Annotated in this window: 24 protein-coding genes; 8 read left to right on the top strand and 16 right to left on the bottom strand. The window is 72.1% G+C overall.

What is annotated here, in order from left to right; genetic code table 11:
• Position 1: 1 nt before the first annotated feature.
• The 5 genes from ACLIN4_RS23755 to ACLIN4_RS23735 all read right to left on the bottom strand — a co-directional run bounded on the left by ACLIN4_RS23755 (position 2) and on the right by ACLIN4_RS23735 (position 4,999).
• A complete protein-coding gene (locus tag ACLIN4_RS23755) occupies positions 2 to 1,021 on the bottom strand; it encodes an AAA family ATPase (protein ID WP_100047913.1) in 1,020 nt (339 codons plus the stop codon).
• Between the two features lie 150 nt (positions 1,022 to 1,171).
• Positions 1,172 to 3,289, bottom strand: coding sequence for a trypsin-like peptidase domain-containing protein (locus tag ACLIN4_RS23750; RefSeq protein WP_289908768.1), 2,118 nt, complete (start codon positions 3,287 to 3,289; stop codon positions 1,172 to 1,174).
• Positions 3,286 to 3,693, bottom strand: coding sequence for a CU044_2847 family protein (locus tag ACLIN4_RS23745; protein ID WP_257101477.1), 408 nt, complete (start codon positions 3,691 to 3,693; stop codon positions 3,286 to 3,288). Before ACLIN4_RS23745 ends, ACLIN4_RS23750 begins: the two co-directional genes overlap by 4 nt.
• 195 nt (positions 3,694 to 3,888) lie before the next feature.
• Entirely contained in the window at positions 3,889 to 4,071 is a 183-nt protein-coding gene (locus ACLIN4_RS23740) for a DUF6104 family protein (RefSeq protein WP_019075209.1), read from the bottom strand.
• Positions 4,072 to 4,195: 124 nt separating this feature from the next.
• Positions 4,196 to 4,999 (bottom strand): hypothetical protein, encoded by an 804-nt coding sequence (locus tag ACLIN4_RS23735; RefSeq protein ID WP_289908769.1) that lies wholly within the window; start codon positions 4,997 to 4,999, stop codon positions 4,196 to 4,198.
• A 137-nt stretch (positions 5,000 to 5,136) separates the two neighbouring features.
• Here ACLIN4_RS23735 and ACLIN4_RS23730 point away from each other — a divergent pair, with 137 nt between their 5' ends.
• Positions 5,137 to 6,093: a DUF4097 family beta strand repeat-containing protein gene (locus ACLIN4_RS23730; protein WP_411576778.1), complete on the top strand. Its 957-nt coding sequence runs from the start codon at positions 5,137 to 5,139 to the stop codon at positions 6,091 to 6,093.
• A 1-nt stretch (position 6,094) separates the two neighbouring features.
• Entirely contained in the window at positions 6,095 to 7,162 is a 1,068-nt protein-coding gene (locus tag ACLIN4_RS23725; protein ID WP_307652129.1) for a PadR family transcriptional regulator, read from the top strand.
• A 140-nt stretch (positions 7,163 to 7,302) separates the two neighbouring features.
• On the opposite strand, the gene ACLIN4_RS23720 is transcribed toward ACLIN4_RS23725, so the two are convergent.
• The 4 genes from ACLIN4_RS23720 to ACLIN4_RS23705 all read right to left on the bottom strand — a co-directional run bounded on the left by ACLIN4_RS23720 (position 7,303) and on the right by ACLIN4_RS23705 (position 10,528).
• Positions 7,303 to 7,866 carry a Clp protease N-terminal domain-containing protein gene (locus ACLIN4_RS23720; RefSeq protein ID WP_289908770.1) on the bottom strand — a complete coding sequence of 188 codons (564 nt, stop codon included), beginning with the start codon at positions 7,864 to 7,866 and terminating at the stop codon, positions 7,303 to 7,305.
• Entirely contained in the window at positions 7,866 to 8,075 is a 210-nt protein-coding gene (locus ACLIN4_RS23715; RefSeq protein ID WP_043383227.1) for an HTH domain-containing protein, read from the bottom strand. Before ACLIN4_RS23715 ends, ACLIN4_RS23720 begins: the two co-directional genes overlap by 1 nt.
• Before the next feature lie 80 nt (positions 8,076 to 8,155).
• Positions 8,156 to 9,121 carry a zinc-binding dehydrogenase gene (locus ACLIN4_RS23710; protein WP_100047907.1) on the bottom strand — a complete coding sequence of 322 codons (966 nt, stop codon included), beginning with the start codon at positions 9,119 to 9,121 and terminating at the stop codon, positions 8,156 to 8,158.
• A gap of 180 nt (positions 9,122 to 9,301) precedes the next feature.
• The gene (locus ACLIN4_RS23705) at positions 9,302 to 10,528 is read right to left on the bottom strand and encodes an NAD(P)-dependent malic enzyme (RefSeq protein ID WP_107476778.1); all 1,227 of its coding nucleotides are present in this window, start codon (positions 10,526 to 10,528) and stop codon (positions 9,302 to 9,304) included.
• Between the two features lie 642 nt (positions 10,529 to 11,170).
• Here ACLIN4_RS23705 and ACLIN4_RS23700 point away from each other — a divergent pair.
• Genes ACLIN4_RS23700 through ACLIN4_RS23690 form a run of 3 tightly spaced genes read left to right on the top strand, consistent with a single transcriptional unit; the run spans position 11,171 to position 13,869 of the window.
• Positions 11,171 to 12,130, top strand: a complete 960-nt coding sequence (locus ACLIN4_RS23700) for an ABC transporter substrate-binding protein (RefSeq protein WP_107476780.1) — start codon at positions 11,171 to 11,173, stop codon at positions 12,128 to 12,130.
• Between the two features lie 30 nt (positions 12,131 to 12,160).
• On the top strand, positions 12,161 to 13,111 hold the full coding sequence (locus ACLIN4_RS23695) for an amino acid ABC transporter permease (RefSeq protein ID WP_100047911.1): 951 nt from the start codon (positions 12,161 to 12,163) through the stop codon (positions 13,109 to 13,111).
• Positions 13,108 to 13,869: an amino acid ABC transporter ATP-binding protein gene (locus ACLIN4_RS23690; RefSeq protein ID WP_100047912.1), complete on the top strand. Its 762-nt coding sequence runs from the start codon at positions 13,108 to 13,110 to the stop codon at positions 13,867 to 13,869. The genes ACLIN4_RS23695 and ACLIN4_RS23690 overlap by 4 nt, the downstream gene beginning before the upstream one ends.
• Before the next feature lie 65 nt (positions 13,870 to 13,934).
• On the opposite strand, the gene ACLIN4_RS23685 is transcribed toward ACLIN4_RS23690, so the two are convergent.
• A complete protein-coding gene (locus tag ACLIN4_RS23685) occupies positions 13,935 to 14,714 on the bottom strand; it encodes a class I SAM-dependent methyltransferase (RefSeq protein ID WP_107476782.1) in 780 nt (259 codons plus the stop codon).
• Between the two features lie 101 nt (positions 14,715 to 14,815).
• Between ACLIN4_RS23685 and ACLIN4_RS23680 the strand changes: the two genes are divergently transcribed.
• Positions 14,816 to 15,445: a CGNR zinc finger domain-containing protein gene (locus ACLIN4_RS23680; protein WP_100045846.1), complete on the top strand. Its 630-nt coding sequence runs from the start codon at positions 14,816 to 14,818 to the stop codon at positions 15,443 to 15,445.
• On the opposite strand, the gene sodX is transcribed toward ACLIN4_RS23680, so the two are convergent.
• Positions 15,349 to 15,786, bottom strand: a complete 438-nt coding sequence (gene sodX, locus ACLIN4_RS23675) for a nickel-type superoxide dismutase maturation protease (RefSeq protein ID WP_100045847.1) — start codon at positions 15,784 to 15,786, stop codon at positions 15,349 to 15,351. The two genes, ACLIN4_RS23680 and sodX, sit on opposite strands and share 97 nt — an antisense overlap.
• Before the next feature lie 145 nt (positions 15,787 to 15,931).
• On the opposite strand from sodX, the gene sodN reads away from it, so the two are divergent.
• The gene (gene sodN, locus ACLIN4_RS23670; protein ID WP_064729779.1) at positions 15,932 to 16,327 is read left to right on the top strand and encodes a superoxide dismutase, Ni; all 396 of its coding nucleotides are present in this window, start codon (positions 15,932 to 15,934) and stop codon (positions 16,325 to 16,327) included.
• A 117-nt stretch (positions 16,328 to 16,444) separates the two neighbouring features.
• On the opposite strand, the gene ACLIN4_RS23665 is transcribed toward sodN, so the two are convergent.
• From ACLIN4_RS23665 to ACLIN4_RS23645, 5 genes are all read right to left on the bottom strand, one after another.
• Positions 16,445 to 17,989: a hypothetical protein gene (locus ACLIN4_RS23665; protein ID WP_411576181.1), complete on the bottom strand. Its 1,545-nt coding sequence runs from the start codon at positions 17,987 to 17,989 to the stop codon at positions 16,445 to 16,447.
• Positions 17,986 to 18,618, bottom strand: coding sequence for an ABC transporter ATP-binding protein (locus tag ACLIN4_RS23660; RefSeq protein ID WP_100045879.1), 633 nt, complete (start codon positions 18,616 to 18,618; stop codon positions 17,986 to 17,988). The genes ACLIN4_RS23665 and ACLIN4_RS23660 overlap by 4 nt, the downstream gene beginning before the upstream one ends.
• A gap of 202 nt (positions 18,619 to 18,820) precedes the next feature.
• Entirely contained in the window at positions 18,821 to 19,438 is a 618-nt protein-coding gene (locus ACLIN4_RS23655; RefSeq protein WP_107476784.1) for a GNAT family N-acetyltransferase, read from the bottom strand.
• A 260-nt stretch (positions 19,439 to 19,698) separates the two neighbouring features.
• Positions 19,699 to 20,835: a family 2 encapsulin nanocompartment cargo protein polyprenyl transferase gene (locus tag ACLIN4_RS23650; protein ID WP_411576180.1), complete on the bottom strand. Its 1,137-nt coding sequence runs from the start codon at positions 20,833 to 20,835 to the stop codon at positions 19,699 to 19,701.
• An 88-nt stretch (positions 20,836 to 20,923) separates the two neighbouring features.
• A complete protein-coding gene (locus tag ACLIN4_RS23645) occupies positions 20,924 to 22,330 on the bottom strand; it encodes a family 2B encapsulin nanocompartment shell protein (protein WP_107476785.1) in 1,407 nt (468 codons plus the stop codon).
• Between the two features lie 339 nt (positions 22,331 to 22,669).
• Between ACLIN4_RS23645 and ACLIN4_RS23640 the strand changes: the two genes are divergently transcribed.
• Positions 22,670 to 23,248 carry an N-acetylmuramoyl-L-alanine amidase gene (locus ACLIN4_RS23640; RefSeq protein WP_100045852.1) on the top strand — a complete coding sequence of 193 codons (579 nt, stop codon included), beginning with the start codon at positions 22,670 to 22,672 and terminating at the stop codon, positions 23,246 to 23,248.
• Positions 23,249 to 23,278 lie beyond the last annotated feature (30 nt).

Genomic DNA, 23,278 nt, shown 5'->3' with positions numbered 1-23,278 from the left:
CTCACCTCGACCGGTCGAGCCGCTGCATGAGCATGTCCGCTATGCGCTCGCGGGTGAGCCGTTCCGCGTGGGGCGTGTGCTGGGTGAGGAAGAGGGCGTTGAGCAGTTGGTCGGCGGCCATCACCTCGCCGGGTTCGCGGTCGAGGAACCTGCCGATCAGGTCCTGCCCCGCCGCGACCCCTTCCTCGCCGAGGTGTGCCTCGACCATGGCGGTGAGCTGTTCCTCCCCCGGTGGCTCCAGTTCGAGCTGGACGCAGCGCCTCAGCAGCGGTGCGGGGAAGTCCCGTTCGCCGTTGGAGGTCAGGACGATCAGCGGGAATTCGGTGCAGGCGATCCGCCCGCCGTGGACGGCCACCCGGTCGCCGTCGTGCGACAGCACCTCGACGACGGGCTCCCGGTCGGCGACGCGTTCCAGCTCCGGGATGGCGAACTCGCCTTCCTCCAGCGTGTTCAGGAGGTCGTTGGGCAGGTCGAGGTCGCTCTTGTCGAGTTCGTCGATGAGCAGGACCCGGGGCAGTTCGGACGGCAGCAGGGCGGTGCCGAGCGGGCCGAGCCGGATGTACGCCCCGATGCCGGGGTCCCCGCTCTCGCCGTCCCGCCCGTCGCCGCGGGCGCGTTCCAACTGGACGTCCTGGAGCCGGCCGATCGCGTCGTAGCGGTACAGGCCGTCCTGCAGGGCGGTCCGGCTGACGATCGGCCAGCGCAGCACCCGGCCCAGCTTCAGCTCGTGGGCGACGGCGTAGGCGAGGGTGGACTTCCCGGTGCCGGGGTTGCCGGTGACGAGGAGCGGGCGGCGCAGGTACAGGGCCGCGTTGACTGCGTCGACCTCGGCGGGGCGGGGCGCGTAGTTCTCCACGGTACGGCGGCGGACGCCGAGCCTGCGGGCGCCGCTGGGGTCCTCCGACCCGGCCGGCGCGCCGTCCCGCGCCCGCGTGAAGTCCCGCCAGGGGGGCGGCTCCGGTAACCGCCGTACGCCGTCGTGCGGCTGACCCACGCCGCGGTAGATCCGCCAGTCGTTCACCATGGGCTCCTTCCGGCTCTGGTGATCTTGCAGCGGTCCGGGCCGTTCGCCTACGACGTTACCGTCCGGGCGCCCGGCCTGCCGAGTCTCCCGGACGCCCGCGCTTTCCCGATACCCGGACACGGGGCGATTCCAGACCTTGACACTCCGTCAGACGATCGGGGGGCCGGCCAATGGGGGCGGCCGCATCGCCTCCGTTCCGAACTGTGGCCGGTCCGGGGGGTCGTAGAGAACGGCGATTCTCCCCGTGAGTCCCTCGCTCTCGGCGATCTCGGGGTCCATGGCGCCGATCCGCAGGTCGCGCACGTGCCCGTGCAGGCCCTCTGCGCGGCCGGCGAGGGAGAGCAGGCGGGCCGCGCTCCGGTGGAACGCCCGGCACGCGGCATGGTCGTGGCCGTCCCGGCGCCACAGCACCAGCGGATGCCCGGCGGCGAGGGCGACGTCCATGGCCTCCCGCCCGGCGCCGCTGCCGACGGGCCCGCAGAAGACCGGGACGCAGCCGTCGCCGCTGCCCGACAGCCGCCGGAGGGTGCCGTACCTGCTCTCGCGGCGTCCGCCGGAGTGGTGCCCGGAGTCCGTCGACTCGCCGCGCAGCGGTATGCCGGAGAGGGGCCCGCGCGCGGCGGCCGTCCAGCGCCGGCGCCATTCCGGGATGGGGGGCCGGGCGTTGCGGCGGCGGTCGCGGAGGAGGACCGTACGGCGCAGTCCGAGCGGCATGGACTGCTCGTCGAAGAAGTCGGGGTCCTCGTACTCTTCGCCCGCACCGCTCCCGCCGTCCGCACCGTCGGTGACGAGCCGCCATTCGTCGATCGGTTCGTCGAGCAGGGCGCGGGGCAGGAACGCCTCGATCACCGCCAGGTGTTCGCCGCGGTCGCCCAGCCGCAGGGCTTCGGCCAGCGGCTCCCTGAGGTGCTCCTGGAGCTCGTGGCGCCGCACGCCGAGGTCGTTGCTGTAGACGGGGGTGACGTCACGGCCGTCGTAGAGGAGCCGCACGCTCAGCGGGTAGCGCTCCCCGTAGACCGGCTCGCCGATGTCGAGGAGGACGTCGGCTCCGGCGCCGGCCGGGGCCTCGCGCGCGAGGACGGGGCCCGCGGACCGGGCGGCGGCCGGCTCCCTCACGTCGGTCAGGAGCCGGTCGACGTCCTCGCGGATCGCGGGCTGGGCGTACAGGACGGCCTGTTCCGAGATCCACCGGGTGAAGTGCCGCAGCGGCTCCGGGTCGGTCTCTCCCGGCCGCTCCAGCGCCGCGTGCCGGACCACCTTGGCCGCGTACAGCAGTACCGCGTCGAGGTCGAGTTCGGGCCTGCTTCCCTTGTCGCCGAGGTCGCGCAGCCCGTGCAGCAGGGCCGCGCCCTCCCGCCAGGTGCGCAGGTCCTCGGGGAACGGGGAGCGGAAGTCCGACTGCACCACGCGGGCCTTGGCCTCCTGCACGAGGCCCGCGATCTCGCCGGGTCCGCCGGGTGGCGGCAACTGGGCGAGGTGGCCGTAGAGGTGGACGCGCTGGGCGGGGGTGAGTCCGGGGGTGCCGGGGTCGCGCAGCCCGGTCTGGACGCGCGTCCAGTCGGGGTCCGTCCCGGGGCGGTTGAAGCGCGCGAGGTGGTGCAGGTCGTGTTCGCGCAGGACGGTGTGGAGGATGTCGCCCCCGCGCATGTCGTGCAGCTTCCGCAGCGCGGTCATCGGGGTGGCGGCGCCCTCGGCGTGCCCTACGGACTGCTTGACGCCCTTGTTCATGGCGATGACGGAACCGTGGCGCAGGTCGACCACGGGGCCGCCCGACAGCCCCTCGACCGGCAGGCCGCCCGAGAGCAGCATGGCCGGTCCGTCCCAGCCGCTCGCCTCACCGACACGGTGCCGGATGCCCAGGGTGCCGGTCTGCCGCGACCAGCCGTGCAGTGAGACCGGGGCGGGCACGGCCGGGGTCCGGTCGCTCAGCCAGACGCACGGGGCGTCGTCCGCGCCGTGCACCCGCACCAGCGCGATGTCCGGGAACTCCCAGCGCCCGCGGCCCGCCTGTCCGGGCTCGGGCCGCGGCTTGGCGAGCACCACCTCGCCCGTGGTGGTGCCGCCCTGCCAGACGACCCCCACGGGGCCCCGACTCCGCCACACCTCCGCTCCCCCCTTCCCCACGACGTGGGCACAGGTCAACAGCCAGCCCGGCGCTATGAAGAATCCCGACCCCCAGTAGTCGCCACGCTCCGGTGCATACCCGTCACCCGGTGCGACGATGCGCGCGAGCGAGGGGCGCACCAGCTCTTCGAGGGCGCTCATTCGGCGCCGGAGGTCCGGGACCGGGACGGGACGCCGGCACCGCCCTCCGGCTCCGGCGCCGGTGCGCCGTCCCGCCGGGCCGGTTCGGTCCAGGTCAGCGACACGGTCAGCGAGGCGTTGCCACCGCCGCCCGCGATGGCGCCGACCACGGTGCCCGCCTGCGCCGACAGTTCGATGCCGAAGCCGACGGAGACCTCGACCGATTCCTGGGTGTCCAGTCCCGCGCGCAGGGAGCGCACGACGCCGCCGACCGTGTCGGCGAGGCCTCCCGCCATGTCTATGACGCGGTCGCGCACCCCGGTGTCCTCGAAACCGTCCCCGGTCACCGCGTCGTCGGTCGCGCTCACCCTTGCCCAGACGACGGTCCCGTCGTCGAGCCGTACCTGTTCGATTCCACCGGCCACGGCGCCCCCGTCCGTTCGCTTCCGGCTCCCCCGCCGCTGTGGAGGTGTCTTACCCCATCGGGGGGAGCAGACTAAACCCCGGTTCGCGCCCGGCGCGAGGGGACGGCCGGGTCGCCCGCCGGTTTCCGCCCCACCGGAGCGGCGCCCTGCTCCTGCGCCCTTCGCCCACCGGGGCCTGACTGCCCGCCCTCGCCCTCACTCGTCGTCGTCCTCGTCGTCCAGCCGGGCGAGCCAGGTGGCGAGGCGCTCGACGGGCACCTCGAAGTCGGGGTTGAGGTCGACGAACGTACGCAGTTGTTCGGCGAGCCACTCGAAGGTGACCTCCTCCTCGCCGCGCCGCTTCTCCAGTTCCTCGATGCCGCGGTCGGTGAAGTACATGTGGTGTTCTCCTGCGTGCGTCCGTGTTCCGAATCCGTCCCCAAGACTATGCAAACGGCGTCCCGCGGGCGCCGGGGGCGGTGGGGCCCGGCCCACGCCGGGCCGGGTCGCCGGCGCACCTCCGTCAGGGCCTCGGCGGTGCGGGCCGGACCAGGCCGAGCGCACCGCGGCAGGTCAGCACGGCGCCCAGCGCGGCCCAGCCGCCGCTGCGCCGCCGTGCGCCCCAGGCCATGAGCGGCACACCGGCCGCCACCTGGGCCAGTGCGAGCACACGGCGATCGGGCCGGTACGCGCACGGCAGCCGGAGGGCGCCGCGCCCTCGCGCCGGGCCGGCCCACCGGGCGTCGGGCAGGGCGCGGGCGCACTCGAGCAGCCGAGGGGCGGGGTGGCCGATGCCGAGTCCGGCCGGCAGCGAGACGCCCGCGCGCGTGAGCACCGCCAGCAGTCCCCGCAGCCTGGCACGGGCATCGGTCTCGCGGTCCGGCCGGGTCAGCCGGTCCAGTGACTGGAGGTCCAGTACGGGGTCCAGGCCGAGGCGGGCGGCGAAGGTGTGCATGGCCTCGTCCTCACCGGCCGGGGTGCCGTCCGCGAGCCACACGTAGCCGACGGGACGGCGGAAACCTGACGCGAGGGTGTAGCCGGCCCGGTCGGCGTCCCACCACAGGGCGAGTACGGGCCACGGGGCGCCGACGGCGAGCGCCGCGGCCCAGCCGGTGACCACGCGGTCGACGGGGTCCTCGCCGCGCTGCCAGGGCCGGCCCTCCGGGACGAGCACGCTCCACTTCTCCCCTGCCCGGACCAGTGGCATGCGCTCGCCCAGCAGCGGGGCCACGGCGGCGACGGAGTCCGGCTCGGCGCGGCACAGGAGCAGAGCACCGGGGGCGGCGCCGGAGCCGGGTGCGGATTCTTCCGCCTCTTCCGTCGACATGCTCACAAACTAGGTCAATCCCGCATCTTCGGCCGGTCACGGATCACTCGAGCGAGTGTCTTGACTTTCCGTTTCCGCGATATATCGTGAATAGAGAAGGACGCGATATGCCGCGTTCGGTCGAGGAGGTCTGCACCATGTCCGAGTGGTCCGTCGCGGAGCCCAGGAAGCTCACCTTCGACGAGTCCGTCAGCGAGCTCCAGGTGCGCATCGTCCATGGAACAGTGAACGTCGTGGGCACCGACGAGGGTTCCGCCCGCCTGGAGGTCTCGGAGATCGAGGGGCCGCCCCTGATCGTCACCCACCAGGACGGCGTCCTCACGGTCGCCTACGAGGACCTCCCCTGGAAGGGCTTCCTCAAGTGGCTCGACCGCAAGGGCTGGCGCCGCAACGCGGCGGTCTCCCTCGCTGTGCCCACCAGCACCCGCGTGGAGGTCGGGGTGGTCAGCGCGGCGGCCGTCGTCTCGGGGCTGGAGGGCCGTGCCGAGGTGAAGGGCGTCTCCGGGGACACCACGCTGGTGAGCCTCGCGGGCCCGGTCCGCGCCGACACCGTCTCGGGGAACGTGGAGGCGCAGGCCCTCGCCGGAGACCTGCGCTTCAATTCCGTTTCCGGTGACCTGACGGTGGTGGAGGCCGGTTCCTCCGTCCGGGCGGACTCGGTGAGCGGTTCGATGATCGTCGACCTGGACCCGGTGGGCGGTCCGACCGACATCAGCCTGAACAGCGTCTCGGGCGAGATCGCCATCCGGCTGCCCCAGCCGGCCGACGCGAAGGTGGAGGCCAACACGGCCAGCGGCAGCGTCTCCAGCGCTTTCGAGGACCTGCGGGTGACCGGCCAGTGGGGCGCCAAGCGGATCACCGGCCGGCTCGGCGCGGGCAACGGCCGGCTGAAGGCCACCACGATCTCCGGCTCCATCGCCCTGCTGCGCCGCCCGGCGGCGGAGGAGGGGCCGTGGGAAGAGGCCGCGCCGGCCCCCGGTCCGGGCCCGGCGGACGACGCGCAGGACGACTCGGGGGACAATTCCGCTTCCGGCCAGGACCACGGCACCACCGCCGCCCCGGCCGACGGCACGACCGACAAGAAGGTGCTCTGACATGCCCCCCGTCTTCGCCCACGGCCGCCTCCGCCTCTACCTCCTCAAGCTCCTGGACGAGGCGCCGCGCCACGGCTACGAGGTGATCCGGCTCCTCGAGGAGCGCTTCCAGGGCCTGTACGCACCGTCGGCGGGCACGGTGTACCCGCGCCTGGCCAAGCTGGAGGCCGAGGGCCTGGTCACCCACACCACCGAGGGCGGGCGCAAGGTGTACGCCATCACGGACGCCGGCCGCGCCGAGCTGTCCGACCGCAGCGGCGAACTGGCCGACCTGGAGCTGGAGATCCGCGAGTCGGTCGCCGAGCTCGCCGCCGAGATCCGGGCCGACGTGCGCGGCGCCGCGGGTGATCTGCGCCGCGAGATGCGGGCCGCGGCCAGCGCTGCACGCCGGGGCGCCGGCTCCGGGGCGCAGGGCGAGGGCGGCGGTTTCTCCACCGGTGCCGCGACCCCCGACGACAGTGAGGCCTGGCGCGCGGCCAAGGAGGAGATGCGGCGCGTCAAGCAGGAGTGGAAGGAGCAGGCCCGCCGCGCCAAGGACGAGAGCCGCCGCGCCCGCGAGGAGGCCCAGCGGGCCCGGCGCCAGGCCAAGGAGGCCCAGGAGCGGGCCCGGGCGCAGGCGCAGGAGGAAGTGCAGCGCATCGCCCAGCGAGTTCAGGAACAGGTGCAGGACCACTTCGCACGGGGTGACTGGCCGACCGGACTGCGCGAGGGCCTGAGCGAACTGGCCAGGGAGGTCGGTGACTTCGGCAAGGACTTCGGGAAGGAGTTCGGCCGGGACTGGGGTTTCGGCCGCTCCGACGCCGGGACGGCCACCCACCGGGCCGAGTACTCGTCCACGCCCGAGGACTTCCCCGCCGGTTACGAGCCCGCCTGGGCCCACGAGGACGCCGCGGAGTCCACCGGCGACCCCGCCCGCGACCTGGACCGGCTGCTCGACCGTTTCCGGGACGACATCCGGGACGCGGCCCGGGACCACGGGGTCACGGCCGACCAGCTCCGTGAGGCTCGCCGCCATCTCTCGACGGCCGCGGCCCACATCGGGGCGACACTGCGGACGCCCAAGTCCTGAACCCGGGCACGGCTCCCCCGGTGCGACACTGGGGGTGCCGCGTCGGGCTCCCCCGGTGCGACCCCGGAGGACTCTCGCCGGGGGGAGCCACGGGCAGCGCTCCGGAGGAGTCTCGTCGGGGGAGCCAAGGGCAGCGCCCGTCAGGCGCAGGCCTCCCCCGTGTCGCCACCCAGCACCCTGGTCAGCGACTCGTGCGTCACCCCGTGGTCGGCCAGCACCTCGGCGGGCACTCCGGGGCGGACGGTCAGGGCGAGGAGGATGTGCTCGTCCCCGATGCGCCGGTCGCGCCGGGCGACGGCGACCCGCAGGGCCTTTTCCAGCACCTCTTTGGCCCCCCTGCTGAAGCTGCGGTGTCCGGACCACCAGCGCGAGTCCTTCCGGTCGCCGGACATGGCGCCGACTCCATGGGCCTCCTCCACCCGGGCGACGATCTCGGAGACGTCGATCCCGAGACCGGCGAGGGCGTCGGTCTCGGCCTGCGACAGCCCCGCACGGCGCCGCGCCTCCGTCACTGCCTGCCGTACCGCGTCCCCCCGCCCTGCGACCCCCAGCGCCGCCAGCGCGAAGGATGCGCGGCTGCCCTCGCGGTCGAGCAGGGCGAGCAGCAGGTGCTCGGGGTCGACGGTCTGCGCCCGCGCCTCCTCGGCGTACCCGACGGCCCCCTGCACCACGTCTCGGGCGTCCTTCGTGAACCGCTCGAACATCAATGCCTCCCGTACTTCTTGTGCACGGCCTGCCTGCTGACCCCGAGTTCGGTGGCGATCTCCTGCCACGACCACCCCTGATTGCGCGCGCCGCGCACCTGCACCGCCTCCAGCTGCTCCAGCAGCCTGCGCAGTGCGGCGACGGCCCGCAGCCCGACCCGGGGATCGCGATCACCCGCGCGTGCGGCGAGATCGGTTGCTTCACTCATGCAGTCAACGTAGGTTGACACCCCGGAGTCTGTCAACACTGGTTGACACACTCCGGGGTGCGGGAGGCTCGCAGAACGCGTCAGGATCCGCTGAGCACGATCTTCCCGAACTGCTCGCCGGAAGCCATCCGCTCGAAGCCCTCGCGGGCGCGGTCCATCGGGAGCACCTCGTCGATGACCGGGCGGACACCCGTGGCGGCGCAGAAGGACAGCAGGTCCTCCAGCTCGTCCTTGGTGCCCATCGTGGAGCCGACGACCTTGAGCTCCAGGAAGAAGATGCGGGTCAGCTCGGCGTGCGAGGGCCGGTCACCGCTGGTGGCGCCGGAGATGACGAGGGTGCCGCCCGGCTTGAGCGACTTCACCGAGTGGGACCAGGTGGCGGCGCCCACGGTCTCGATGACCGCGTCGACCCGCTGCGGCAGCCGCGCGCCCGTCTCCACGGCCTCCACGGCGCCCAGCTCCAGCGCGCGCTTGCGCTTGGCCTCGTCCCGGCTGGTGGCGAAGACCCGCAGTCCCGCGGCCTTGCCGAGCACGATCGCGGCCGTCGCGACCCCGCCGCCGGCGCCCTGCACCAGCACCGAGTCACCCGGACGCACACCGGCGTTGGTGAACAGCATCCGGTACGCGGTCAGCCAGGCGGTCGGCAGACAGGCGGCCTCCTCGAAGGAGAGCTCCTTCGGCTTCGGCAGGATGTTCCAGGTCGGCACGGCGACCTGCTCGGCGAACGTCCCCTGGTAGCGCTCCGTGAGGATCGAGCGGGGCTCCTTCGGGCCGACGCCGTGGCCGGTCTGGCCGATCACGGAGTGCAGGACGACCTCGTTGCCGTCCTCGTCGACACCCGCGGCGTCACAGCCGAGGATCATCGGGAGCCGGTCCTCGGGGAGGCCGACGCCGCGCAGGGACCACAGGTCGTGATGGTTGAGGGAGGCGGCCCTGACATCGACGACGCTCCAGCCGGGGCGGGCCTCGGGAGCCGGGCGCTCTCCCAACTCCAGGCCGGTCAGCGGCTGGTCGCGGTCGATTCGGGCGGCGTAGACAGCGAACATGACCTTGACGATAGGTAACACCACCCGCCGACCGGAACCACGACGCCGTGTGACACACGCCCTCTTGCCTCCGGCCACCCCGGCTGCGGGCACCCCGCCCCACCACGACGCCGCCCAAGAAGCGAGCGGCCCCGCCCACCAGGGGACGAGGCCGCTCACCACAGGCAAGGCGTCACACGGTCACCGCCGCGCAACCCCCTCCGCACGGGCCGCCGCCGCCACCGCCGCCGTGACGGCCGGTGCCACGCGCTCGTCGAACGGGGACGGGATGACGTAGTCCGCGGCGAGGTCGTCGCCCACCACGGAGGCCAGCGCCTCGGCCGCCGCGAGCTTCATGCCCTCGGTGATCCGGGACGCCCGCACCTGCAGCGCGCCCGCGAAGATGCCCGGGAACGCCAGCACGTTGTTGATCTGGTTCGGGAAGTCCGACCGCCCCGTCGCCACGACCGCCGCGTACTTGTGCGCGACCTCCGGGTGCACCTCGGGGTTCGGGTTGGCCATCGCGAAGACGAAGGCACCCTTCGCCATCGAGGCGACCGCCGGCTCCGGCACCGTACCGCCGGAGACGCCGATGAAGACGTCGGCGCCCGCGAGGGCCGCCTCCAGCGAGCCGGACAGACCGGCCTTGTTGGTGAAGGAGGCCAGCTCCTGCTTGACCGGCGTCAGGTCGTCCCGGTCCGCCGAGACGACGCCCTTGCGGTCCGCGACCGCGACGTCCCCGATGCCGGCCTCGACCAGCATCTTGGCGATGGCGACACCGGCCGCGCCCGCGCCGGAGATGACCGCCCGCAGCTCGCCCAGCGTCCGCCCGCTCAGCCGCGCCGCGTTCCGCAGCGCCGCCAGCGTCACGACCGCCGTGCCGTGCTGGTCGTCGTGGAAGATCGGGATGTCGAGCCGCTCCTGGAGCTTGCGCTCGATCTCGAAGCACCGCGGCGCCGAGATGTCCTCCAGGTTCACTCCGCCGAAGGAGGGAGCGAGGCGCACCACCGTCTCGACGATCTCGTCGGCGTCCGTGCAGTCCAGCGCGATCGGAACCGCGTCCACACCGCCGAACTGCTTGAAGAGGATCGCCTTCCCTTCCATCACCGGAAGGGAGGCCTCGGGGCCGATGTCCCCGAGTCCCAGAACCGCCGTACCGTCCGTCACGACCGCCACGACCGAGGACTTCCACGTGTAGTCGTGGACGAGGTCGGGCTGCTCGGCGATCGCGCTGCACACTTTCGCGACGCCGGGCGTGTACGCCAGGGACAGGTCGTCCTTGTCGCGGACCGGCACGGTGGCCTGCACGGCCATCTTGCCGCCGCGGTGCAGCGCGAACGCCGGGTCGAAGGAGTCGAGGGGCTCCCCCGTCTCCTGCTCCGTACCGGCGTCGCTGTCGCTGCGAGGATTGACGATCTCCGCTGCCACTTTGTCTTACCCCTTAAGAGTTCATGGTTTGAGGGTTTGTCCACTCCTGGTGAGGAATGGGCGGGCACCGCGCAGGAGGATGGCCGACTGGGCCACAGGGAGGCCTGCGCGACGGGCGCGCCGCACACGCGCCCTGAGCCCCTGATGAGGGGTGTAAAGCACCTTCTTACCCGACGGACACCCCCCGCGACGAGTCGGATAAGCGCAAGCTCACATGTCGGACCCCGGACGCCGGATGCCGGTGACATGGCTCATAGCCAGGGATCAGGACAACTTCCCCAGACCTCTTGACAGGACTCCGCGGCAAGCACTCGAAAGCCCCACACACCGACGGACCGTCTCCCCATATCGGGGAATGCCGAAGATCTTTCGGCTGGAAGGGAAGATTCCCGTAAAGGTTCGGTCGTGATGTACCGACCTGGTGCGGTTCGGGGGGTCACCCGTTATCCGATTTTGACATGACGTCCCCCCTGAATGGCCGAGTCCGAATGGCAAGATGCCGTAATCACACGAGGTCGCGACACTCGAAGGCGTGTGCTCTCGTCGACCCACGACGCCTGCCGGTCCCCCGGCCGGCGTCCCGCTCCACCGGAACTCCACCGTCACCATCGGCATCTCCATTCATCCGCCGGAGGAACCACCATGACCGCAAGCTCCACCCGTCGTACGACCGCCGCGCATTCCCGGACAGCAGCGGTCGGTGCGATCGCGGTCGCAGGCGCCCTGCTGCTCACCGGATGCGGCGACCAGACCGAGAAGAGCGACTCCGGCAGCGACAACCAGTCCGCCGTGTCGGCCCCGCTGGCCGACAAGCTGCCGCAGGCCATTCGCGACAAGGGCGTCATCAAGGTCGGTTCCGACATCGCCTACGCCCCGGTCGAGTTCAAGGACAAGTCCGGCGAGACGGTCGGCATCGACCCCGATCTCGCGAACGCCATGGGCAAGCAGCTCGGTGTGACGTTCGAGTTCGAGAACGGCACCTTCGACACCCTGATCACCGGTCTGCGTTCCAAGCGCTACGACATCGCCATGTCCGCGATGACCGACACCAAGGACCGCCAGGAGGGCATCGACTCCGAGACCGGCAAGAAGGTCGGCCAGGGCGTCGACTTCGTGGACTACTTCACCGCCGGTGTCTCGATCTACACCAAGAAGGGTGACGACCAGGGCATCAAGACCTGGTCCGACCTGTGCGGCAAGAAGCTGGTCCTGCAGCGCGGCACGGTCTCCGAGGACCTCGCCAAGGCCGAGAACGAGAAGTGCCCGGCCGGCAAGAAGATCGCCATGGAGCCCTTCGACAACGACCAGCAGGCCCAGACCCGCCTGCGCGCGGGCGGCGCCGACGCCGGCTCCTCCGACTTCCCGGTCGCGGCCTACGCGGTGAAGACCTCGGGCGGCGGCAACGACTTCCAGCTCGTCGGCGAGCAGGTCGAGGCCGCCCCGTACGGCATCGCGGTGGCCAAGGACAACACCCAGCTCCGGGACGCCCTGAAGGCGGCGCTGGACGCGGTGATCGCCAACGGCGAGTACAAGAAGATCATGGACAAGTGGGGCGTGGCGGAAGGCGCCGTCACCGAGGCCACCATCAACGGCGGCAAGTGACCGCGCGCCGGGCGCTGAAAGGCAACATCCGTGACTGTTGACATCGACAAGACGGCGGGCGGACCGGCCGGCACGCCGCCCGCCGGGCCGGAGGCCATCAAGGCCATCCCGGTCCGGCACTACGGGCGGTACGTCTCCGCGGTCGTCGCGATCGCGCTGCTGGCCGCGGTCGTGTACGCGTTCTCCCAGGGCAAGATCAACTGGGGTGCGATCCCGGACTACTTCTTCGACGACCGTGTCCTGACCGGCATGGGCAAGACGCTGCTGATCACCGTCCTGGCCATGCTGATCGGCATCGTGGGCGGCATCCTGCTCGCCGTGATGCGGCTGTCGAAGAACCCGGTGACCTCGTCCATCGCGTGGTTCTACATCTGGTTCTTCCGCGGCACTCCGGTCCTGGTGCAGCTGGTCGTCTGGTTCAACCTGGGCCTGGTCTTCGAGTACATCAACCTGGGGCCGGTCTACCGCGACGAGTGGTCCGACTTCATGACGCCGTTCCTGACGGCGCTGCTCGGCCTCGGCCTCAACGAGGCCGCGTACATGGCGGAGATCTGCCGCGCCGGTCTGCTCGCGGTCGACGAGGGCCAGACCGAGGCGGCGCACGCGCTCGGCATGAGCCACACCAAGACGCTGCGCCGGATCGTGGTCCCGCAGGCGATGCGCGTGATCGTGCCGCCGACGGGCAACGAGGTCATCAACATGCTGAAGACGACCTCGCTGGTGTCGGTCGTCCAGTACGCCGAGTTGTTCCGGGTCGCCCAGGACATCGGCCAGACCTCCGGTGCCCCGGCCGAGATGCTGTTCCTGGCGGCGGCCTGGTACCTGCTGCTGACCTCCGTCTTCAGCGTCGGCCAGTACTACCTGGAGCGCTACTACGCGCGCGGCTCCAGCCGCAGCCTGCCGGCGACCCCGCTGCAGAAGATCAGGGCGAACCTGCTGTCCCTGTCGAACCGCTCCAGCACGACGGGAGGCACCGCATGACCGCCATGGTCAAGGCCGAGGGCGTCCACAAGTCCTTCGGCGCCGTCGAGGTCCTCAAGGGCATCGACCTGGAGGTGAAGCAGGGCGAGGTGTTCTGCCTCATCGGCCCCTCCGGCTCCGGCAAGTCCACCTTCCTCAGGTGTATCAACCACCTCGAGAAGATCAACGCCGGGCGTCTGTACGTCGACGGCGAGCTGGTCGGCTACCGCCAGAAGGGCGACAAGCTCTACGAGCTGAAGGACAGCGAGGTCGCGGTCAAGCGCCGGGACATCGGCATGGTCTTCCAGCGCTTCAACCTGTTCCCGCACATGACGGCCGTCGAGAACGTCATGGAGGCGCCGGTCCAGGTCAAGGGCGTCAGCAAGGCCCAGGCCAGGGAGCGCGCCACCGCCCTCCTGGAGCGCGTGGGCCTCGGCGACAAGGCCGGCAACTACCCCTCGCAGCTCTCCGGCGGCCAGCAGCAGCGCGTCGCCATCGCCCGGGCCCTGGCCATGGACCCGAAGCTGATGCTGTTCGACGAGCCGACCTCGGCCCTCGACCCCGAGCTGGTCGGCGACGTCCTCGACGTCATGCGGGACCTCGCCGAGTCGGGCATGACGATGGTCGTCGTCACCCACGAGATGGGCTTCGCCCGTGAGGTCGGCGACAGCCTCGTCTTCATGGACGGCGGCGTGGTCGTGGAATCGGGCAACCCGCGCGACGTCCTGACGGACCCGCAGCACGAGCGCACCAAGGCGTTCCTGTCCAAGGTCCTCTGAACACCCGCACGCACGCCGGAGGGGCGGTACGGACGTCCGTACCGCCCCTCCGGCCTGTCCGTGGGCTACTTCAGCGCCAGCAGCAGCGTGTCCGAAGGCGAGCACCACACCGGCCGCGCCTCGCCGAAGCCCTTCTCGCGCAGTACGCGCGCGTGCCACTGCGCCGAGGGCATGTCGCCGTCGGCGTGCTCGCCGTAGATCTCGAAGCGGCGGGCGGTGGGCCCGGCGAGCACCGGATCCTTGGCGGCGAGCTGCCACCACTCGGACCAGTCCAGCGCGCCCCCCGCCTTGGCGGCGTCCATCCGCGCGTGCCGCTGTGCGCGCTCGGCCGCGTTGATCCGGGGCGTCGTCTCGTCGATCATGTGGTCCGCGTTCATGAAGACACCACCGTCGCGGACGATCCCCGCGACCTGACCGTAGAGGGCCGCGAGGGGTTCGGCATGGAGCCAGTGCAGGGCCGTGGCGGTCAGTACGGCGTCGTAGGAGTCGTACGGCAGCTTCGCGGTCCAGTCGGGGTCCTTGAGGTCGGCGGTGACCAGGGAGACCCGTTCGTCGCCGGCGAAGGAGCCCTCGGCGATGGCCAGGAGCGCCGGGTCGAGGTCCACGCCGGTGCTGGTGGCCTCCGGGAAGCGGGCCAGCAGGCGGGCCGTGATGGTGCCGGTGCCGCAGGCGAGGTCGAGCACCCGGGGCGCGGGGCCCACCAGCGCCTCGACCATGTCCAGCATGATCCGGAAGCGTTCCTCCCGGTCGGGCATGTACCACTCCTGCTGCCGGTCCCAGCTCTCCTGCCAGGCCTGCCAGTCGGCGGCGGGTGTGGTGGCGGTGGTGATGTCCGCGTCCGTCATCGAGCCCCTCCATCGCGTGTCGTCACGTAATACCCTGGAAGCACGATCAGCCATTACCTGACCGCAGGCACGACCATAGAGCCCCTTCGTAAGGACTACAAGTGGAACTGGCCTATTACTCGGATTACGCCGTACGTCTCGTCAACACCGAGGAGCCGGCCCGGGGACAGGACTCCCTCACCTCGGTCGAGGCCGTCCGCGAACTCTTCGGCACCAACCAGTCGGCGGCCCGGCGCGCCACGGACGCGGACGTGACCCGCTTCCGCTCGGTCCGGGGACGGCTGCGCGCGGTCTTCGAGGCGGCCGACGGCGGCGACGAGACCCTCGCCGTGGACCTGCTGAACTCGCTCCTGCTGGAGTTCCCGGTGAGCCCGCAGATCTCCGGCCACGACCACCGCGACGACGACGGCAGCCCGCTGTGGCACATGCACCTGGCCGACCACCCGTCCAACGCGACCGCCGGTTTCGCCGCCATCGCGGCGATGGGCCTGGCCTTCCACCTCACCGAGTACGGCGTGGACCGCCTGGGCCTGTGCGAGGCGGCCCCCTGCCGCAACGCCTACCTCGACACCTCGACCAACCGCTCCCGGCGCTACTGCTCGGACCGCTGCGCCACCCGCGCCAACGTGGCGGCCTACCGCGCCCGCAAACGCCTGGAGGCCGACCGGTCCGCCGGCACCGGCCGGAGCGCGGACAGCGCCCAGCGGACCACGGCGAACGGCGAACGCTGACCGGGCTTCAGGGGCCGGTACCGCACCCGCACCCGCCCGAGCACGAGCTCCTCGGGCACGACCCCGTAGTCGGTGCTGTCCCCGCCCGCGAAGGCGTTGTCGCCGAGCACCCACCAGCCGGCCCCGCGCCGCTCGGCGGCCCGCTTGACCACGAGCAGGTCCTGCTGGAAGGGATGCCGCAGCACGACCACGTCGCCCGGCCTCACCCGCGCCCCCCAGTGCACGAGCAGCACGTCACCGTGGTGCAGCGTGGGCACCATCGACGGCCCGGTCACCTCGGCCGGCCCGAAGGGCAACGCCCCTCTCGCGCGTTCGGTCTCCTGCGACGACTGCTCCGGCATGACCCGGCACCTCCCCGGTCTTTCCTCCACCAGTCTCAGTCTCACCCCGGACTTTTGTCCTAAGCCCACGGGGGCACTCGCGAAAACGGGCCTCCCAGGGAGTAATGTCCCCCCTGAGAAGACGATCACGAGGAAGGAACGCTTCATGCTTTCCCGCCTGTTTGCCCCCAAGGTCACGGTCAGCGCCCACTGCGACCTGCCCTGCGGCGTGTACGACCCTGCCCAGGCCCGCATCGAGGCGGAGTCGGTGAAGGCCGTCCAGGAGAAGATGGCCGGCAACGACGACCCGCACTTCCAGGCCCGCGCCACGGTCATCAAGGAGCAGCGCGCCGAGCTCGCGAAGCACCACGTCTCCGTGCTGTGGAGCGACTACTTCAAGCCCCCGCACTTCGAGAAGTACCCGGAGCTGCACCAGCTGGTCAACGACACCCTCAAGGCCCTGTCGGCCGCCAAGGGTTCGACCGACCCGGCGACCGGCCAGAAGGCCCTGGACTACATCGCCCAGATCGACAAGATCTTCTGGGAGACCAAGAAGGCCTGACCCTCGTTCACGCCTTTGACCCGCGGTACCCCTTGCCGCACGGTTTTCAGATCCGCACCCGGTCCGCAGGCCGCCGAGCACGGCGCCGTCGCGGTCCGGGTGCGGTCGTGTCCGGCCTCAGACTCGCCTGAGACGGGAGACCAGGGCCCGGCGTGACCAGCCCGTCCTGCGCAGCCCCGCCCAGGCGCAGTAGGCGGCCACGGCCACCGCGAGCGCCGCGGCGCCGGGAGCGGAGGGGACGGCGTTCATCGCGGCGACGCCGATCACCACGGCGACCAGGCCGTCGAACTGCCACGCCAGGATCAGCAGGCCGGAGAGGTCGCCGAGCGGCGTGACCACCGGGAGCAGCAGCGACAGCGGCAGGTGCAGCTTCATCTCGCGCAGGAACCTCGCGCCGAGGACGAGCACCACCGACCCGGCGACGAGGAGCGCCGTCTCCGGCAGGCGCCCGCCGTACAGGGGCCACCGGGCCGCCACCGCCGCTCCGCCGCCCAGCAGGGTCCCGCCCGTCACGGCGACGACGGGCCAGAGCAGGGCACGGCCGAGCGCGCCGCCCCACCACTCGCCGAGCAGCGGAGCGAGCGTCAACTCGTCGCGCAGGCCGCGCCACGTCTCGCCCACCCATCCCGAGCCCAGGTACAGGCAGACGCATCCGGCCGTCCACAGCAGCGGGGCGAGACCGCCGTGCGCCCCGGCCGTCCCGAGGGTCAGCGCGGCGCCGCCGGCCGGCAGGAGCGCCGCGGCAGTGGCGGTCCGGCCGGGGGTGCGCAGGGCCCGGACCGCGCCCTGGTGCAGGGGCCCGCGCAGCCGGCCGTCGGGGCGGAGCAGTGCCGAGGTGAGTCCGCGCGGCTCCGGACGGTACAGGTCGAGCGCGTGATGCAGAGTGCCCGTCAGCACATAGGTCTGGGCCTGGGAGGCGCGTGCCGACTCGCGGGCGAGTCTGGCCAGGTCGACGGTGCGAACGGCCCGGAAGGCCGCCCGGCCCAGGCCCGCGGCGGCGGCCGCCGTGACGACCGCGACGAGCCAGAGCGCGCCCACGGCGTCCGGTGCGGTACGGCTCGTCACCCCCACGAGGAGCCCCGCGGCGCCTGTCGCGCAGGCGAGCGCGAGGTTGTCGAGGACCGTCCGCACCTGCCCCCAGAGCCACACCACGGCGCTGAGGGCACTGACGCCGGCCACCGCCGCGACCCCCTGAAGCGCGGTGTCGAGGTGGTCGAACAGGTCGGTCGTGAGGTAGGCCGCCGTGCAGACCGCCAGGAGCAGCGCGGTGCCCGCGTACGTCAGCCGACGGCGGGCGATCGTGCCGAGATAGCCCGTCGGGGGCAGGTCCGTGGACATGAACACGTGCAGCACGAAGGGCTGGAGCACCAACGGCCCCCAGAACCGCGCGGCGACCTGGGCGCCCCAGCACGCCGTCACCGCGAGCACGCAGGCCACGGGCGTCGCGTCGGTGGGAGTCCCCACGGAGACGGGCCCGGGCGAGTCGGCGGCGGCGAGCAGCGCCGGCACCAGGAAGAAGACGCCGAACAGCGCGACGAGGTAGACGGTGTACGCGCGTCCGCCCGCCGAGGCCCGGTCACCGCGGCGGGCGTACCGGTGCCGCACGGCGTGGACGCGGTCCCTGGCGTCGGCGTCGACGGTCACCGTCTCCTGCGCCGTCATCCCAGTTCCACACGGCCGTCGCAGGCGTCCACGAGGGCGGGTTCGTGGGTGGCGACGAGGAACGCGGTGCCCTCCCCGGCCCGCTCGGCGAGCAGGGTGGCCACCAGGTCGACGCGGTGCCCGTCCAGGTGCCGCTCCGGTTCGTCGAGCAGTACGACGCCGGAGGGCCGCACGAGGGTGAGCGCGAGGCTGAAGAGCTGGGACTGCCCGGACGAGACCTGGTGGGGAAACCGGTCCCCCAGGGACGACAGCCCCAGCCGTTCCATGATCCGCTCGGCGCGCTCGCCGGTCTCCGCGCTGTTGCCGTACCAGGAGGCCGCGACCAGCGTCACCTGCTCCCGCAGCGTCATGTCACGGGCCACGGGGATCGGTTCGACGAGTGAGGCCACCAGCCTGCGGTGCCGGGGCTCGGCCATGTCCACAGGTTCACCCGTCACGGTGACGGAACCCGCCGTGAGACCGCGGCTGCCCAGGAAGGCGCGCAGGAGGGTGGTCTTGCCCGTGCCGTTGCCGCCCGTGACGCACCACAGCTCGCCGGACGCCACCTCGAACGTCGTGGGGGCGAGCAGCATCGTGTCACCCAGCGTGACCGTCGCGCCGTCCGCCGCGAGTACGGGAACCACGGTCACTTCCGCTCCCGGACCACAGGCATTTCGCTGACGACCGAGCGCGGACCGCGGCGAGTACGCACCACGGCACACGCCGTCGCCGAAGCTCCGCGGGGACTGCGGGACCACATCGGTGACCTCGTATCCGCTGCCGGACATCGGCATGCCGGTGCCCAGCAGCACCGGGAGCCGTTCCGTTTCGCAGCACTCCGAGTGGGGCGGTTCACGCGCATCGCCGCGGCTCACGCCACATCGGCCACATCGTGGGTCCGTCCGGCAGGTCCAGGGCCCGGCCGGTGAACTCGAAGCCGAGCCGTTCGTACAGTTCCCGGCTGCGGCCGCTGCTCGCCTCCAGATAGGCGGGCAACCCCTCGCGGTCGCACCGGTCCAGGACCGACTCGATGAGCGCGGTGCCCAGCCCCTCGCCCTGCCGGTCGGGGGCGACGCCGATCATCCACAGGTACTCGTGGGCCCGGTCGGAGGGGTGGATGCCGTCCGTCAGCCGGGCTATCAGCTCCACCCGCTCGTTCTCCGGGTCGACGGCCTCGCGGACCAGGGCGGGGACGTCGTCCCCGCCGTCACCGGGCTCCTCGCCCAAGTCCCCGCCCCCGGGCACGGACAGCCAGAGCGCGCAGGCCGCGCCGTCCTCGGTGAGGTCGATACGCCCGTCTGCGAGCACGGCGTCGGTGAATGCGGCCATGAGCCGGTGGTGAGTCCGGCGTCGGTACTCCTCGCCGGGGAAGACCCAGCCGCTCACCGGATCGTCCTGGAACGCCTCGTCCAGCAGCCGGACGACCAGTTCCCGGTCGCTTTCCCGCGCCGTCCGGATCGCCACACCCATGCCACGCCCGCCCTTCCGCCTCAACCTCGTTCATGTGTACGGCGGTTGAGCCTATCCGCCGCCCCCGGCGGACGGTGGGGAGCGTTCCCGGACGAACGTCTTGAGGGCGGGCCCCGCACACCGTGGGGAAGTGCGGGACCCGCCGGGCCGGAGCCCTCGGCGGTGCGGCCGTACGTCGGTCAGGTCCGTACGGCCCTGTACGGGCTCCGGTGTCCTGCCGGGCCGCCCGGCGAACCGGAGCGCCGGACGGCCGGGGAGGATCAGGTGCTGCGCCGGGTCACGAACTCGGCCAGCGCGAGGAGGCCGCCCGCCGTCTCCGGGTCGGGCACGGCACGGGCCAGTTCCTGCATCGCCCGCGCCATGCGGTCGGCCGCCTGGGTCTGCGCCCAGTCCCGGCCGCCCGCCCGCTCCACGGCCAGCGCGCTGCGCTCCAGGTCCTCCTTGTCCTCGTCGTACGGTGCCGCGTAAAGCGCGGCGAGTTCGGCCGCGGCAGGGGTGCCGGAGGTGAGGGCGGCGACCACCGGCAGGGACTTCTTGCGGGCGGCCAGGTCCGCGCCGGCCGGCTTGCCGGTGCGGCGCGGGTCGCCCCATATGCCGATGACGTCGTCGATGAGCTGGAACGCCAGCCCGGCCTCCCGGCCGAAGGCGTCCAGGGCCTCCACGTCCCGGTCGGCGGCCCCGGCGTACAGTGCGCCCAGGGCGCAGGCGCATCCCAGCAGGGCGCCCGTCTTGGCCTCGGCCATGGCGAGCGTCTCGTCGAGGGTGACCTCGTCCGGGGCGCGCCGCTCCATGGCCGTGTCCGCGTGCTGGCCCTCGCAGAGTTCCATGACGCAGTCGGCGAGCCGGGCGGCGGCCGCCGCCGACGCCGGGTGCGGGTCCGCGGCGAGCAGCCGAAGGGCCAGCGCCTGGAGGGCGTCCCCGGCGAGGATCGCGTCGGCGTCGCCGAACACGGTCCACGCGGTGGGCCGGTGGCGCCGCGTGGTGTCACGGTCCATCACGTCGTCGTGGAGCAACGTGAAGTTGTGGACCAGCTCCACCGCCGCCGCGGCCGGCACCGCCGCCGCCCTGGCCGCGGGCCCACCGAGCGCGGCGGCCGAGGCGAGGACGAGCGCGGGACGGATCGCCTTGCCCGCGTTGCCCGCGGCGGGTGTGCCGTCCGCGTGCTGCCAGCCGAAGTGGTAGAGCGCGACCCGCCGCATCGACGCGGGCAGCGACGCGACGGCGGACCGCAGCCCGGGGTCGACCGACGCCCGGGACTCCCGCAGGAGCACCGCCGCCTCGTGTCCGTCGGACGGGCTGTCCGGTTCCTCGTCCCGCTGCGCTCCGATGCCCCCGTGCCTCTCCAGCGTGCCGGTGGGCCGGCTCGCTCCGGCGGTGCCGTGCGGAGCCTCCGTCATCGACTCACTTCCCCCCATGCGCCCGCGACCGTACCCCCGGGATCTACCCGCCCGGGCGGGCGGGAACACGGCGTACGGGAGAGCGGCGTCACCGCCAGCGGCCGATCTCGACGTTCTCCAGAACGCCGAGCGCGTCCGGTACGAGGACGGCGGCCGAGTAGTAGGCCGTGACCAGGTACTTGATGATGGCCTGCTCGTTGATGCCCATGAAGCGCACCGACAGACTCGGCTCGATCTCGTCGGGGATGCCGGTGGCCCGCAGGCCGATGACACCCTGGTCCTGCTCGCCGGTACGCATCGCGATGATCGACGTCGTACGGGCCTCGGTGACCGGGATCTTGTTGCACGGGTAGATGGGCACCCCGCGCCAGGTCGGGATGCGGTTGCCGGCGATGTCGATCGTCTCCGGCACCAGTCCGCGCCGGTTGAGCTCACGGCCGATCGCCGCGATGGCGCGCGGGTGGGCGAGGAGCAGCTTGGTGCCGCGCCGGCGGCTCAGCAGCTCGTCGAGGTCGTCCGGGCCGGGGACGCCGTCGTGCGGCTGGATCCGCTGGTCGTACTCGCAGTTGTGCAGCAGGCCGAACTCGCGGTTGTTGATGAGCTCGTGCTCCTGGCGTTCCTTCAACGCCTCGACGGTCAGCCGGATCTGCTGCTCCGTCTGGTTCATCGGCTGGTTGTAGAGGTCGGCCACGCGCGAGTGGATCCGCAGCACGGTCTGGGCGACGCTCAGCTCGTACTCACGGGGCCGTGCCTCGTAGTCGACGAAGGTGTGCGGGATGTCCGGCTCGCCGCTGTGTCCGGCGGAGAGGTCGATCGCCTTCTCGCCGTGCCTGTTGGTGGGCTGGTCGGGGAGCGAGCGGCGCTCCTCGAGGTGGGCGCGCAGGGAGTCCGAGCGCTCCGCGATCTGCTCCACCTCCTGGCGCGGCAGGACCAGCACCGTGCACGCGGTGACCGTGCGGGCGGTGTACTCCCAGATGGCGTCCCCGTCCAGCAGCGCCTCGTCGCCGAAGTAGGCGCCGTCGGCGAGGACGCCGAGCACCGCGTCGTCGCCGTAGGGGCCGGTGCCGACCTTCTCCACCTTGCCGTGGGCCAGCAGATACACCTCGTCGGCCTGGGCGCCGAACGAGGCGATCACCTCGCCGGGGCCGAACTCCCGCTGCGCACAGCGCTGCGCGAGCTCCGAGAGCACCTCCTCGTCCTCGTACGACCGCAGGGCCGGCAGTTCGCCCAGCTCCGCGGGGATGACCTCGACGCGGTCGCCGGTCTTGACGAACGTGACCCGGCCGTCGCCGACGGCGAAGGTCATGCGCCGGTTCACCCGGTACGTACCGCCCTGGATGTCGACCCAGGGAAGCGTGCGCAGCAGCCAGCGGGAGCTGATCTCCTGCATCTGAGGAACGGACTTGGTCGTGGTGGCCAGGTTCCGCGCGGCCGCCGTGCCGAGGCTCTGCTGCGGCCTGGTCTGCTCGGTGCGGACCTCTTCGCCTACCGACATAAGGAATTGCCCTCCCGGTCATGCCGGACGGCTGCGCCCGGCATCGATGTACGTGGGCCAGCCTTCCTCACGGAGCGTGCCGGTGCTATTACCCGAAAGAGCGGGAATGGATCACCGGCTGCCGGGGCAGACATCGGGACTTGTTCCGGCGTCTCGGCGACTTTTCGGGCGCGCGCCGGCGTCGGCCGGGGATGTCGGTCGGGACGAGAATGTCCGAAACGAATCGCACACGGCCCGAACAAGTCATAGGGAGCACTCCGTTTCGGTAGAAGCACCGTACGAGGCGGTCGCGCCGGGCGGTCGTCGCGCAGCGTGAAGGAGTCGGCCGTGGCCTCACCCATGTCCGCGAGCAGTTTCCTCAAGGCACTGAAGGCGGAGGGCCTCACCGTCGTCCAGGTCGGCGACTGGCGGGACCACAACCGCAACCACAAAGGCCCCTGGGGGCCCGTGCACGGCGTGATGATCCACCACACCGTCACCAAGGGCAGCGCGCGGACCGTGGAGATCTGCCGCAAGGGCTACGACGGGCTGCCCGGGCCGCTGTGCCACGGAGTCATCACCAAGGACGGCAAGGTCCACCTGGTCGGGTACGGCCGGGCCAACCACGCCGGGCTCGGCGACGACGACGTGCTGCGCGCGGTGATCGCGGAGAAGGCGCTGCCCAGGGACAACGAGGCGAACACCGACGGCAACCGGCACTTCTACGGTTTCGAGTGCGAGAACATGGGCGACGGCGAGGACCCCTGGCCGGCCGCGCAACTGGAGGCGATCGAGCGGGCCGCGGCCGCGGTCTGCCGGCATCACGGCTGGAACGAGCGGTCCGTCATCGGCCACCTGGAATGGCAGCCGGGAAAGGTGGACCCCCGGGGGTTCACGATGGCGTCGATGCGGTCGCGGATCCGCGACCGGCTGAAGTGACGGGTGCGCCGGTCGCGGGCGGCGTGACAA

The organism is Streptomyces mutabilis, assembly GCF_046628145.1.
GTDB lineage: Bacteria > Actinomycetota > Actinomycetes > Streptomycetales > Streptomycetaceae > Streptomyces > Streptomyces mutabilis.
This window is presented reverse-complemented; position numbering and strand designations above follow the sequence as displayed.